General features: G+C 30.5%; 13 protein-coding genes. All 13 read right to left on the reverse strand.

Annotated elements, in window-relative coordinates; translation table 11 throughout:
• Window positions 1–8: 8 nt before the first annotated feature.
• The 13 genes from truB to lexA all read right to left on the reverse strand — a co-directional run bounded on the left by truB (window position 9) and on the right by lexA (window position 12,580).
• Window positions 9–878, reverse strand: a complete 870-nt coding sequence (gene truB, locus ACJDT4_RS05395; protein ID WP_406786518.1) for a tRNA pseudouridine(55) synthase TruB — start codon at window positions 876–878, stop codon at window positions 9–11.
• Window positions 878–1,846 carry a DHH family phosphoesterase gene (locus tag ACJDT4_RS05400; protein WP_406786519.1) on the reverse strand — a complete coding sequence of 323 codons (969 nt, stop codon included), beginning with the start codon at window positions 1,844–1,846 and terminating at the stop codon, window positions 878–880. The genes truB and ACJDT4_RS05400 overlap by 1 nt, the downstream gene beginning before the upstream one ends.
• Window positions 1,833–2,198, reverse strand: coding sequence for a 30S ribosome-binding factor RbfA (gene rbfA, locus ACJDT4_RS05405; RefSeq protein WP_406786520.1), 366 nt, complete (start codon window positions 2,196–2,198; stop codon window positions 1,833–1,835). Before rbfA ends, ACJDT4_RS05400 begins: the two co-directional genes overlap by 14 nt.
• A 27-nt stretch (window positions 2,199–2,225) precedes the next feature.
• Complete coding sequence (gene infB / locus ACJDT4_RS05410; RefSeq protein ID WP_406786521.1) at window positions 2,226–4,349, reverse strand: translation initiation factor IF-2; 2,124 nt, start codon at window positions 4,347–4,349, stop codon at window positions 2,226–2,228.
• Between the two features lie 15 nt (window positions 4,350–4,364).
• Window positions 4,365–4,679: a ribosomal L7Ae/L30e/S12e/Gadd45 family protein gene (locus ACJDT4_RS05415; protein WP_406786522.1), complete on the reverse strand. Its 315-nt coding sequence runs from the start codon at window positions 4,677–4,679 to the stop codon at window positions 4,365–4,367.
• Window positions 4,672–4,938, reverse strand: coding sequence for an RNase P modulator RnpM (rnpM, locus tag ACJDT4_RS05420; protein WP_406786523.1), 267 nt, complete (start codon window positions 4,936–4,938; stop codon window positions 4,672–4,674). Before rnpM ends, ACJDT4_RS05415 begins: the two co-directional genes overlap by 8 nt.
• A 32-nt stretch (window positions 4,939–4,970) precedes the next feature.
• On the reverse strand, window positions 4,971–6,035 hold the full coding sequence (gene nusA, locus ACJDT4_RS05425; protein ID WP_406786524.1) for a transcription termination factor NusA: 1,065 nt from the start codon (window positions 6,033–6,035) through the stop codon (window positions 4,971–4,973).
• A 13-nt stretch (window positions 6,036–6,048) separates the two neighbouring features.
• Window positions 6,049–6,495, reverse strand: a complete 447-nt coding sequence (rimP, locus tag ACJDT4_RS05430; protein WP_406786525.1) for a ribosome maturation factor RimP — start codon at window positions 6,493–6,495, stop codon at window positions 6,049–6,051.
• Between the two features lie 354 nt (window positions 6,496–6,849).
• Window positions 6,850–7,899, reverse strand: a complete 1,050-nt coding sequence (gene ispG, locus ACJDT4_RS05435) for a flavodoxin-dependent (E)-4-hydroxy-3-methylbut-2-enyl-diphosphate synthase (RefSeq protein WP_406786526.1) — start codon at window positions 7,897–7,899, stop codon at window positions 6,850–6,852.
• Window positions 7,900–7,920: 21 nt separating this feature from the next.
• Entirely contained in the window at window positions 7,921–8,940 is a 1,020-nt protein-coding gene (gene rseP, locus ACJDT4_RS05440; RefSeq protein WP_406786527.1) for an RIP metalloprotease RseP, read from the reverse strand.
• Window positions 8,941–8,951: 11 nt separating this feature from the next.
• Window positions 8,952–10,109: a 1-deoxy-D-xylulose-5-phosphate reductoisomerase gene (dxr, locus tag ACJDT4_RS05445; RefSeq protein ID WP_406786528.1), complete on the reverse strand. Its 1,158-nt coding sequence runs from the start codon at window positions 10,107–10,109 to the stop codon at window positions 8,952–8,954.
• Between the two features lie 22 nt (window positions 10,110–10,131).
• A complete protein-coding gene (locus ACJDT4_RS05450; RefSeq protein ID WP_406786529.1) occupies window positions 10,132–11,088 on the reverse strand; it encodes an AI-2E family transporter in 957 nt (318 codons plus the stop codon).
• A 64-nt stretch (window positions 11,089–11,152) separates the two neighbouring features.
• The gene (gene lexA / locus ACJDT4_RS05455) at window positions 11,153–12,580 is read right to left on the reverse strand and encodes a transcriptional repressor LexA (protein ID WP_406786530.1); all 1,428 of its coding nucleotides are present in this window, start codon (window positions 12,578–12,580) and stop codon (window positions 11,153–11,155) included.
• Window positions 12,581–12,588: the final 8 nt, after the last annotated feature.

Genomic DNA, 12,588 nt, shown 5'->3' on the forward strand with positions numbered 1-12,588 from the left:
CATTTCTCCTAAGTTAATAATTTTAAAATTTTAAAACCATTATGAGTTAAAGACGCTAAACCAACTAGTTCATCTCTTTGGTTATGCACCCTATAAACTTTATCACAATCAATATTATCCAAAGCTCTTTTATCTTTAATTGCCACACCATTTATAAGAAGCTTTTCGAATTTTTCATCAAGCCTCACTAATGGATATCCACAAAGACACTCATCTATAGGAGTAATTTTCTGGCTGAAATTCTCTTTCGTTAATTCTTCTAACTTAATACTACTATCTACAGTAAAAATACTTGAAGCACATCTCTCAAGCTCATACATCACAGCACCACATCCAAGCTTTTCTCCTATATCAAAACACAAACTCCTTATATATGTTCCTTTTGAGCATCTTACTGTAAAAGTTACAAAAGGCATATCTATTCCTTGTATATGAATATCATAGATATTGATTTTTCTTGCTTTTCTTTCAACCTCTACTCCCATTCTTGCAAGTTCATAAAGCCTCTTTCCATTAACCTTTAAAGCAGAATACATAGGTGGAATTTGCATTATTTCTCCCCTAAAGCTCATAATAGCATCAGTAACCTCGTTTAAATCACAGAGAACATCAGCTTCACTAATAACTTTTCCCTCTTTATCATAAGTATCAGTTTTTTCTCCAAGCTTCATTTTAACCTTGTATGTTTTCTCTCCCTGCATTATATAATCTACAATTTTTGTAGCTTTACCAATGCATATAGGGAGAACTCCTGATGCTAAAGGATCAAGAGTGCCTGTATGCCCTACTTTTTTTTCTCCAGAAATCTTTTTTATCTTACTAACCGCTTCAAAAGAGGTTATACCAGACGGTTTATATAAGTTTATTACGCCATTCATTATATCAACTCTTTTTCAATTTCACTTACTATGATTTCTTCTGCTTCTTTAATACTTTTTTCCATAGCTAATCCAGCCGCTTTTGTATGGCCACCACCATCAAATTTCTCCGCTATTTTTCTTACATCAACATTGGATTTTGATCTTAAGCTTAACTTAACTACATTATCTTTTTCCTTTAAAAGCACACAAACTTCAGCTGTATCTACCTTTAATCCTATTGAAACTAAATCACCAGTATCCGTCTCATCGGCTCCTGTCTCATCTATCATAGCTTTTGTGACTTTCATTACACATAATCTTTTATTACAAGTTAGATACATACCATTTAATACAAGTGCTTGGAGTTTTAATGCTTCAAACTTTTTATTATCAAATATTCTCCTATGTATCTCACTAAAATCAATACCTGTGCTTATCAATTCACCAGCTATTGAATGAGTGGCACTTGTAGTATTAGAATGTCTAAAAGAACCTGTATCTGTTAATATTGATGTATATAAGCAAGCTGCTATTTCCTGATTTATATTTACATGCATTTCTTTCAAAATACAATACACTATTTCGCCTACTGAGGAAGCCTTAGTATCTACATAATTAATATCACCAAACGACTTATTTGTAAGATGATGATCTATATTTATGACAAAGTAATCTCTATTTTTAAAACTTTCATCGTCTTTTTCATAATTTAACCTTTCTATATCACCACAATCAAGTGTAATAAGCAAATCAGTATCTTGTGATATAGCAGCATTTTCACCCGTTATCTCCGATGCATTAGGTAAAAATGAAAAAGCCTCTGGAAGTTTTTCTTTGCACAATATAGAAACATCCTCTTTTATTGTTCTAAGTCCATATAGAAACCCAAGACTAGCACCAATTGAATCACCATCTGGAGAGACATGAAAAGTAATAGCAATTTTTTTACTAGATTTAATTTTATCTATTATATCACTTACTATCATTTTCCTTATTCTCCTTTATCTTTTCTAAAAGAGCATCTATGTGCATTCCATACTGTATTGATGTATCAAGTTCAAATATTATTTCAGGAGTATATCTCAATTTTACACTCTGCCCTAACTGTCTTCTTATAAATGAAGCGCTATTCTTAAGTATATCTATTGTTTCCTTTTGTTTATCTTCATCTCCAAGAACTGTTATATATACTTTAGCATATCTTAAATCTTTAGTCACATCAACTTTTGTAACACTTACCATAGCTGTAAATCTGGGATCTCTTATGTCATTCTGTATTGTACTACTTATAGCTTTTTTGACTTCCTCATTAATTCTTCCACTTCTATATTTAGCCATACAAATCTTCCCTTCCAAAGCAGTCTACTATTTTTGATTTACTTTAACTTCCTGCATTTCGAATGCTTCTATAATGTCTCCTTCTTTTTCATCATTAAACTTATCAATTGTAATTCCACATTCAAAACCCTGTGCAACTTCCTTAGCATCATCTTTAAATCTCTTTAAGGATGCAAGCTCGCCCTCTAAAATTACAATTCCATCTCTTATTATTCTAACTTGACTATTTCTAGTTATCTTTCCATTAAGTACATAACATCCAGCTACAGTTCCAACACTAGAAATTTTATATACCTGCCTTATCTCAGCTCTTCCTATAATTACTTCCTTGAACTCAGGTTCAAGCATTCCAACCATTGCTGCTTTTATATCATCTATGGCATTATATATAACTCTATATGTCTTAATATCAACATCTTCTTTTTCTGCAAGAGCTGATGCATTGTTATCTGGCCTTACATTAAATCCAATAATTATTGCATTTGAAGCACTAGCTAGTATTACATCTGTTTCAGTTATTGCACCTACTGCTCCATGTATAACCCTTATTTTTACTTCATCAGTTGACAATTTTTCAAAAGACTGTTTAACAGCTTCAACTGAACCTTGAACATCTGCTTTTATTATAAGTCCAAGTTCTTTAACTTTTCCTTCTTTAATTTGATTGTATAAATCCTCTAGAGAAACCTTATGTTTAGCTGCAAGATTTGCATTTCTAAGTTTTTCCACTCTAAGATCAGCCATATTTCTAGCTGTCTTTTCATCTTTTACTACATTAAATTTATCTCCTGCTTCTGGAACATCAGATAATCCAAGTACTTCAACAGGAACTGAAGGTCCAGCTAATTTTATTTTTTTACCCTTATCATCAAACATAGCTCTTATTCTTCCATAAGTAGAGCCAACTATAATTGAATCTCCAACATGAAGTGTACCATTTTGAACAAGAAGTGATGCAACTGCTCCTCTTCCCTTATCTAGTTTTCCTTCAATTACAGTACCCTTTGCCTTACGTTTTGGATCAGCCTTAAGTTCAAGTATTTCAGAAGTAAGTACTGTCATTTCAAGTAAACTATCGATTCCTTCTTTGGTACGTGCTGAAACTGGAACACAAACAGTATCTCCACCCCAATCTTCAGCTATAAGTCCTTCCTCTGAAAGTTCTTGTTTTACTCTGTCTATATTTGCACCAGGTTTATCAATTTTATTTATTGCCACAACAATAGGAACTTTAGCCGCCTTACAGTGATTTATTGCTTCTTTTGTTTGAGGCATAATACCATCATCCGCAGCAACAACAAGAATTACAACATCAGTAATTTGAGCTCCTCTAGCTCTCATTGCAGTAAAAGCTTCATGTCCTGGAGTGTCTAAGAAGGTTACCTTCCCTCCATTAACATTAACTGTATAAGCACCTATATGCTGTGTTATTCCACCTGCTTCTGTTTCTGTAACGCTTGATTTTCTTATAGCATCAAGAAGTGATGTTTTTCCATGGTCAACATGACCCATTACAGTTACAACTGGAGGTCTCTTAACTAAATTCTTATCTAACTCTTCATCTTCATCCTCAAATTCGTCTTCAAATTCACTTTCAAGTTCTTTCTTTTCCTCTTCGTCAGTTTTTATTACAACATCATAATTAAATTTATCAGCAACCTTTTTAGCTGTTTCAATATCTATCTCTTGATTTATGGCAGCAAGCACTCCCATAAACATAAGCTGCTTAATAACTTCAGTAGTTGGCTTTTTTAGTTTTTCAGCTAAATCCTTAACTGTTAAAGTATTATCAACTTCTATAACACCTCTCTCATCTAAATCAGATGAATTGGCATTTGATTTGTTTGAATCATCTTCAAAGTCCTTGCTTTTACTTTTGATTTTTCTATTTTTTCTAACCTTTATGCTGTTGTCAACTATTTCCTCATATTCTTCAACTATATTTGAAGAAGCATTATCATCTTTTTTATCAACTGCTGTTTCTTTTTCATCATCTAATATCATTTCTTTAATAAGTTCTGCATCTTCTTCATCTATTGCACTCATATGATTCTTTACTTTTATTCCAAACTCATCTTCAAGAATGGTAATAAGCTCTTTACTTGATCTACCTAATTCTTTTGATAATTCATATATTCTAATCTTCGACAAATCATACACCCCCGTTTAATCATTTTGCTGTTTCAATATGCTTATTAATTTGCAGCTCATTTTATAGTCAGTAATACATAATACTTTTATTTCTTCCCTACCAAGTATTTTTCCCAAATCTTCACTTAAAAATCCATTACTTATAATAGGTATCTCATATCTAAGAGAATAGTTTTGAAACTTATTCTTAGTATTCTCAGAAGCATCATCAGAAAGTATTATTAATTTTGCCACTCCACTTTTTATAGTTTCTTCGCACTTATTGTATCCTTCGGCAATCTTCCCAGATTTTTTAACTATTCCTAAAAATTGCAGAAATTTATTATTCATTAGTAATCTCATCCTTTAGCTTAGCATATAATTCATCGTCAATTTTTTTTTCAAGATTTTTTTCAAGCCTTTTTTGTTTCACTGCTTTTTCCAAGCATTCTATACTTCTGCATATGTATGCTCCCCTGCCTGGTTTTTTACCTGTAACATCTATAGAAACTTCTCCATCTTTATTTTTAACAACTCTTATAAGCTCCTTTTTAGGCTTCATTTCCATACATCCTGTGCACATTCTTTGAGGTATTTTTTTAACTTTCATTAATACCACCTCCGATAAAATACAATTATGTTTTACTCTTCATCGTCTTTAACTTCAACTTGAGATTTACTCTTAATATCAATTTTCCATCCAGTTAATTTAGCTGCAAGACGTACATTCTGACCTTCCTTACCGATAGCAAGTGAAAGCTGATTATCTTCAACTACAATTTTTGCCGATTTATTTTCCTCGTCAATTTCTACATCAACTACTTTAGCTGGACTTATAGAGTTAGCAATATACTCTTCTGGAAGCTTACTCCATTTAATTATATCAATTTTTTCGTTTCTAAGTTCGTTAACTATATTTTGAACTCTTATACCCTTTTGACCAACACAAGCTCCCATAGCATCTACATTTTCATCATTTGAATAAACAGCTATTTTAGTTCTTGAACCAGCCTCTCTTGCAATACCCTTTATTTCCACAATACCATTATATATTTCAGGAACTTCAAGTTCAAATAATCTTTTAACAAGACCAGGATGAGTCCTTGATATAACAACCTGCGCTCCCTTAGTAGTATTTTTAACTTCAACTATATATAATTTTATTCTAGAATTATACACATAATCTTCACTGGCAATTTGCTCTGATGGTGTAAGAATAGCTTCAATTCTTCCAAGATCAATCAAAACATTTCCCTTATCTTTCCTAAGTACTGTACCAGTTACAATATCAAACTCTTTTTCTTGAAATTCATTATAAATAAGGCTTCTTTCTGCCTCTTTAATTCTTTGGACAACTACTTGTTTTGCAGCTTGGGCTGCTACCCTTCCAAAGCTTTTAGGTGTAATTTCAATATCAACCATATCATCAAGCTGATATACAGAATTTATCTTTTTAGCATCATCTAACGAAATTTCTGTTATATTATCAAAAACCTCTTCTACAACTTTTTTTTGAGAATAAACATGTATTTCTCCATTATCTCTATCTAAAGTTACTTTTACATTATGAACATTTTCTGCTACCTTTGCATAATTCTTTTTATATGCAGCAACTAAAGCATCTTCTATAGTTTCAAAAAGCATATCCTCGCTTATCCCTTTTTCACCAACTATTTCTTTAAGCGCCTGTATAAATTCCTGATTCATCTTTAACCCTCCTCTAAAGCTCCCCTTCTAAAGTTACTCTTTTTATTTTTTTTCTAGGAATTTTTATTATTTCATTGTTATTAACAATGCTTACGCTCTCATCATCAAATCCATTTAGGTTACCTAAAAATTCTTTTTTACCAGTAAAGGTACCTTTTATTTTTAATTTTACCATACTTCCATTATACCTTTTTAAATGCTCATCTGTAAATAAAGTCCTAAATATACCTGCTGATGACACTTCTAAGTAGTAACTGTAAGGAATAGGATCTTTTTCATCAAGAATATCACTTACCTTTCTGCTTACTTTTTCACAATCATCAAGTCCTATTCCATTTGGACTATCTATATATACTCTAAGATAATTTTCTCCTGACTCATTGACAAGTTCTAAATGGTAAAATTCATAACCTAATTCTTCAACTTCTTTTTTAATTATTCCTTCTACTTCTTCTAACATTTTATCCCTCCTCACAACATATGTTTTGCTATTTTAAATATTTTAAACAAATCTTTATGATAGCTTCTAATGAACACATATATTAAAGCAGCTCTATCCTGTAGAAATCACCTTAACGAAAAGCGCAACCTATTATGTTGCGCCTACAAAATTAAAGAGCGGGTTTTGAACCCACTCTTAAAAGCAAAATCTATAAGTAAACTTTAAACTGCTTCTAGTGTATCACACTCAACTAAAAATTTCAATAAAAAGTTAAAAACTTATGAAGTACCCAATTACATACTAAATGAAGAAAGCCAACTTGTTTTTGGAAAATTATATTATTTGTAATTATTTTAACCTATGCTTAGAAAACTACATATTATCAATTTCTTTCATAAGTTCATCTACTAAGTATTGTTCTTTTACTTTTTTAACTATTTTCCCTTTTTTAAATATAAGACCTTCTCCTTTTCCTCCTGCTATTCCAATGTCAGCTTCTCTAGCTTCACCAGGCCCATTTACAACGCATCCCATTACAGCAACCTTTATATTTTTATTGCAGTTTTCAAGTTTCTTTTCAACTTCATTTGCAATTTTTATCAAATCAATTGAGGTTCTTCCACAAGTAGGGCATGAAACAAATTCCACTCCACTATTAATGTAACCAAAAGTTTTAAGTATTTCTCTTCCTACTTTTACTTCTTCTACAGGATCTCCTGTCAAAGATACTCTAATAGTGTCGCCAATGCCTTCACTTAAGAGTGCCCCTATACCAATTGAAGATTTTATAGTTCCTCTCCATATAGTTCCTGCTTCTGTAACTCCAAGATGCAGTGGATAATTAACCTTTTTAGATATTAACCTGTAACTTTCTATCATCATCTGAACATTAGAAGATTTAATGGATATTACAATATCATCAAAATTCACGTTTTCAAGTATTTTGACATGCTTTAAAGCACTCTCAACTAATCCTTCTGCTGAAACTCCATTATACTTAGCTAAAAGTTCCTTCTCAAGTGAACCAGAGTTAACTCCAATACGTATTGGTATATTTTTTTCCTTAGCACGAGATGCCACTAACTCTACTCTCTCTTTTGATCCTATGTTTCCTGGATTAATTCTAAGAGCAGAAATTCCATTTTCTATGGACTCAAGTGCTAATCTGTAATCGAAATGTATATCCGCAACTACTGGCATCTTGGTATTTTTAGTGATCTCCTTTAATGCTTTAGCAGCCTCAATATCTGGTACAGCACATCTTACTATGTCGCAACCTGCCATTTCAAATCTTTTTATTTGTTCTATAGTTGATGCAGAATCTCTAGTATCAGTATTAGTCATAGATTGAACAGATACTGGTGAATCTCCTCCAACAAATTTATTTCCTACCTTTATTTTTTTCGTTTCTACCCTCATCATAACACTACACCTCTAAAAAAACTAAATTTTAAGTGGATATAAAATATCCTTTATAGTAACTATAACCATAAGTGCCATAAGCAGTGCAAAACCTATTGTATTTATTACACCAACCTTATCATCATCTACCTTTTTACCCGTTATTATTTGAAATAAAAATAATAGAACATAACTTCCGTCAAGTGCTGGAATAGGTAATAAATTAAACAATCCTACATTAGCACTTAAAAATGCCATAAAATTTATAAGCGTTATCAAGCCTGCATTAGCTGCTGCCCCAGTCACTCTTATTATACTAACAGGTCCAGAAACATCTTGAGCAGATAATTTACCAGTAAACAGCATTTTTAGACTAATAAAAACCTCTTTTACCATAAATGCAGTCTCACTAAAGCCATACTTAATACTTTCAATTACGGATGGATTTTTCACATTAGTAAAGCCTACTCCTATGAGATATCTATTTTCTTTAGTATCCTTCATAGGTGTAAGATTGAAACTTTTAGTCTCTCCATTTCTTTTTACTATAACATTTATAGGATTACCTTTATTTAAATACATTTTAAGAGAAAAATCATCACTTGTAATCATTGTAGAATTATTTGCTTTTACTATTACATCTCCCGCTTTAACTCCAGCTTTTTCTGCTGGTGAATTTGGGACAATCGAACTTATCCGCTTAGAATAGTATCCACTAGTTCCAGTAATTATAGCATATAAAATTACTGCAAGTATAATATTCATAATTGGTCCAGCTGATACAATACTTAATCTTCTAAGCGGTGATTTATTATTATACGCACGCACGTCGTCACTTTTTTCCTGCTCCCCAAGCATCTTAACATATCCACCTATAGGAAGTATTCTAAGTGAATATTGAGTTTCTTTCCCGGTGAACCCTAGTATTTTAGGTCCCATTCCTATAGAAAACTCTTCTACATTTACATCATTTAATTTAGCAAGTATAAAATGTCCCAATTCATGTATCAATACTATTAATCCTAAAACTAAAATAGCTATTATTATATTAGTAAGGCTCAAATCCACCACTCCTACTTGTTATATTTATTTTTCAAATAATTAATTACTTTTTTATTTTCTTCTATTATAGTATTTACATCCTTTATACACTTATTTTCAAAAGAATTTAAAGCATCATATATAATCTCATGTATTTTATTAAAACTAATTTTTTCCTTTAAAAACAAATCTACTGCATACTCATTTGCTGCATTTAGCACTGTTGGCATTATTCCACCCGCTTCTCCTGCTTCATATGCAAATTTTAAGCATTTAAATGTATCTAAATCTGGTTTTTCAAATTGAAGGCTTGGTATAGAAAAAAAATCAAGTGGTTCAATAACAGCTTCACATCTTTCGGGATAATTTAGTGCATATTGTATTGGAAGTTTCATATCTGGAACTGCCATTTGTGAAATAATACTTCCATCCTTGTATTCAACCATGGAATGTATTATGCTTTGTGGATGAACTATTGCTTTAATATTTTTAAAAGGCATATCAAAAAGCCAGTGAGCTTCTATAACCTCAAGCCCTTTATTCATAAGTGTTGCAGAATCAATTGTAATTTTACTTCCCATACTCCAATTTGGATGATTTAAGGCCTCTTTAACTGTAACATTCTTTAGCTCTTCTTCAGTTTTGCCTCTAAATGGTCCTCCAGAAGCTGTAAGGAGTATATTTTTAACAGCTTTATGATCATTTCCTTGAAGACATTGAAAAATAGCTCCGTGTTCTGAGTCTACTGGAAGTATTTTAACTCCGTACTTCTTCGCTTCTTCTTTTACAATTTCTCCACCAACCACAAGTGTCTCTTTATTAGCAAGCGCTATATCCTTTCCTGCTCTTATAGCACTTATAGTAGGCATAAGTCCAATCATACCAACTATAGATGTAACAACTATATCAGCGTCCTTATTTGAAGCGGCTTCATTTAAGGCCTCCATTCCAAATTTTATTTCTGTTTTTATACTTTTGTCTTTAAAATAGCTGCATAAATTTTTATAAGCCATCTCATCCGTAAGTACTGCAATTTCAGGATTAAATTCATCTATTATATGTATCATCTTTTCGTAACTTTTATTAGCTGTAACTGCAATTAATTTATATTTATGTATGTCACTTCTTATTACCTCCAGTGTCTGAGTTCCTATTGAACCAGTTGCTCCAATTATGGATATATTTTTCATTATATCAACTCCTATTATAACCTTAAACTGAGAATATTATCTCCTTTGCACTTATTACATACAATGGTCCCATAAATATCCCTATTATGCCAAAAAGCTTCATCCCTATATACAAAGAAATCAATATTAAGAGTGGATGTACCTTTAATCTGCTACTCATAAACTTCGTTTCCAAAATCTGTCTATTCACCTGAAGTAGTATATATAAAGTAAATATTCCAAATGCTATTATATAATTTTTCAAATAAATGTTATACAAAATCAAAGGTAGGAAAACAAGTATAGTTCCGACATATGGCAATATATCTAAAATTCCACACAGTATACCAAATACAACCGCATTATCTACTCCTAGTATTAAAAGACCGATAACTGTCTCTACTGTAGTTATTATCACCAAAGAGAATTCTACTGCAATCATCTTTCTTAATTCACCAATTTTTTTATATATGAGTTGTATATTAATATCTGGCAGCACAATTTTAGATAAATTAACTATATCATATTTATCCACCAAAATAAAGTAAACAGCAATGTTACCAACAAAATATGCCAAAATAGTATCTGTAGTATATAGAGCTCCTTTTCTTATAAAATCACTATTAAAAAAATTAGTAATTTGGACTTTTACCTTTTCAAGAATATCAGCTATATTTATATCCTTAAAAAAATATATTTTATTAAAATCCACATTACCAAAATCATTTATGACATTAATTCCAATTTCCCTTATAATAAAGTTCCCTATGTAAATAAAAAATATAAAAATCACAGTATTAACAAGTACTATACTTATCGCAGCATTTATTTTATTATTAAAAATATTGATTTTACACAAAAAATTATATATTGGTGTACACATTATAATTAAAAAAAGCATTACAAAAAATGGTTTGAAATAGTATTTTATTATCATAGTCAGCATGATAAATGCTACAAGCAAAAGAACACATTCTATTAGCTTTTTGTATTTTTTCAAAATGATTACTCCTTAAACATTTAAATAATATCTATTAATTAATATTCAAGAAGTTCATCATATATTATTTTATTTTAAGCACTCCTATAGCAATTCCAATAATCCTTGCACCTTCGTCTTCATCTATAACTATAGGCTTATATTTATCATTTTCAGGCATTAAAAGCACTTTGTTTTTTGTTATATTAAGCCTTTTTAATGTAGCACTTCCATCTATATCTACTGCAACTATATCTTTATTCTGAGCCATCGCTTCCTTTTTTATAACAACATAATCTCCATCACAAATATCTGCATTAACCATACTATCTCCCTTAATTTTCAACATAAAGCAGTCTTTTGCACCTTTAATCCAGTACTTTGGCATATAAAAATCATCTGTTATTTCAGGATTTATCATTATAGGTTCACCTGCTGCTATGTCATTAAATACAGGGATTTTATTCATATCTGCCTCAATATATTTTATATTGTCTTCATTTAGTATTATTTCAGATTTATTATCAATATCCCTAACAAAGCTAAAGCTTGTACTATGCTTTAAATCGTTATATATAAAGCTCTCTATAGATTTAATAGCTATATCTTTATTTGTTTTATTACTATCATTATAAATGTTTTTAAGAATAAAACTTTTTATTTTATCACCATCAGAAATTGTGCTTAATTTTCTGCTTTTAACAAACCAAGCATTTTTATTTGAAATATTATCTTTATTAAATGTAAAAAATATTGTTGAATACTCTTTTTTATTGCCTAGTGCCCTTATTAAGCTTATTTCAGCTCTTGTATAATTTTCAATATCTTCAGCAATTATATGCGTAAAGCTTAATTTATGATTGTTCTTTATATAGCTTATTGCATTTAGTATCTTATCCTCTTTATCCATAACCCCATTTTTTTTCATAATTTCATTATATTTAAGCATTAACTTAAATATTGCTTCTCTATATAAAGAATTCTTATTAAGTCTTTTACCAATTCCATTTCCTTTGATTCTATCTGCTTTCTGATAATCTTCTAAACTATATTTACAACTTTTAATCCAACTTATTTCGCTTAATAAAAGCTCTAATTTATCATCTTCATATGCTTTTATCATAGGATATTTAATCCTTACCTCTTTAAGTGCCTCTTTGAGGTATAAAAGCTTATTTTCCCGCGTTACAATATTAAACCTATTATATTTATTTGTTATGCTTTCTAAGCTCATAATATCGACAACATTAACTTTAGGCTCAAGAAGTGTCATATATCTTCCTTCAGCTTCCATAGACATACTTACAAATAAATTTTTTAGTTTGTCTAACTTTTTGTTATCGGAACATATTATTAAAATTCTATCATTATCATATAAACAATAATTATTTTTAAGAAAAATTGCTCTATTTACAACAGTAATAGTTTTCCCACTATTGGATTTACCCTTAACAAATATGTAATTTGATGATTTACTTGTACTAATTCTGCTTTGTATGCTGTTTAGCTGCATATTATCAC

It is taken from the genome of Clostridium neuense (genome assembly GCF_045310695.1).
Lineage (GTDB): Bacteria > Bacillota > Clostridia > Clostridiales > Clostridiaceae > Clostridium_S > Clostridium_S neuense.